This is a genomic window from Serratia sp. Nf2 (assembly GCF_003028435.1).
GTDB classification, from domain to species: domain Bacteria; phylum Pseudomonadota; class Gammaproteobacteria; order Enterobacterales; family Enterobacteriaceae; genus Serratia; species Serratia marcescens_L.
The window spans coordinates 1-1,353 of record NZ_PYTW01000033.1 but is presented as its reverse complement, the minus strand read 5'-3'; the positions used below and the strand labels follow the sequence as shown (position 1 = coordinate 1,353).

2 protein-coding genes are annotated in these 1,353 nt (G+C 57.0%); both read left to right on the top strand.

The window, feature by feature from the left end; translation table 11 throughout:
• A partial coding sequence (locus tag C9411_RS25225; protein WP_107228158.1) for a major capsid protein occupies positions 1 to 746 on the top strand: 746 nt, incomplete at its 5' end.
• Position 747: 1 nt separating this feature from the next.
• A complete protein-coding gene (locus tag C9411_RS25685; RefSeq protein ID WP_146158904.1) occupies positions 748 to 1,197 on the top strand; it encodes a hypothetical protein in 450 nt (149 codons plus the stop codon).
• The last annotated feature ends 156 nt before the right edge of the window (positions 1,198 to 1,353 follow it).

Sequence of the window (1,353 nt, the reverse complement as noted above, 5' to 3'; positions counted from 1 at the left end):
AATTTACCGCGGCAGAGCGCGAAATGCTGAACCTGCAGTTCGAGATGGCAGATCAGATCGACATGATTAACCGCCGTCTTGAATGGATGGCCAGCAGCGCCATGGTGTCAGGGAAAGTCACCGTGAACGGTGAAGGTTATGAAACCAAGGTAGTGGATTTTGGCCGTTCGCCGGATCTGACCATCACCCTCAGTGGCAGCGATAAATGGCCGCTGACGGTGGCCGCCGGCGCTACCAACACGCAGCCGTCGGATGACATTGAAGAGTGGCAGACGCTGATCCTTAAAAATTCCGGCGCGGTACCGACGGACATCATTTTCACCAACAAGGCGTGGAAAGCATTCCGACTGGATACCACGATCAAGGACAACGCCATCACTTTCCCGGCGTTGAGCCCGTTCGGCAACCAGATTAATGCCGGTGCGCAGGTCCAGAAAGGGGCCGTTTATAAAGGCCGCTGGGGCAACTTCGATCTGTGGCTGTATAACGACTGGTTCATTGACCCGCTGGACAATGTCGAAAAACCGATGATCCCTGACGGTGCCGTCATTATGTCTGGCGCTGATCTGATGGGGACTCGTGCGTTTGGCGTAATCCTCGATCCCGCTTTCAACTATGGCCCTCTGGCCTATGCCCCTAAGACCTGGGTGAAAGAAGATCCGGCGCAACGCCTGCTGATGATGCAGTCAGCTCCGTTGGTTATCCCAAGCCGGGTAAATGCTGCACTCTGCGCGACGGTGGTGTGATATGGCATCGAAAAAACAGCAAGGTAACGAACTGGGCGGCTTGCCGCCCGAGTTGATGGTGGGCGAACTGGAAAACGGAGAAGAGTTGAAAGTTGACGGCCAAGAGCCCGACAATTCTGCCGACACCGACACCGACACCGACACCGACACCGACACCGACACCGACACCGACACCGACACCGACACCGACACCGACACCGACGATGATCACGATTCGGATACCGATCAGGACGGTGAACAGTTGCCGGCCGGCATGGTTTCAGTGGTTGTCACCAAAGGTAACACGGTGCGGCACGATGGCCGTGACTATCCAGAAAACCGGGCGTTCATGTTGCCGGAAGCGGATGCAAGTCGGCTGATTGGACTGGGCGTGGTTGCTGATGTTGAACAGCTCCGCAAATTGGCGTTGCTTCGCAGTGCGCCGGCCGTATCTGTGCAATCGGGGGAGTAATGGGAATCAACTGGGATCAGCATTTGCTGGCGCCGTTGCACGGCGTTTTTGGTGACCCGGTTGAGTATCGCCCTGGCGGCGGCGCGGAGCCTTACACCATTAGCGGCATATTCGATCGGGCCTATACGCAGGAGGTCGAGCCGCTGGACGATGGCA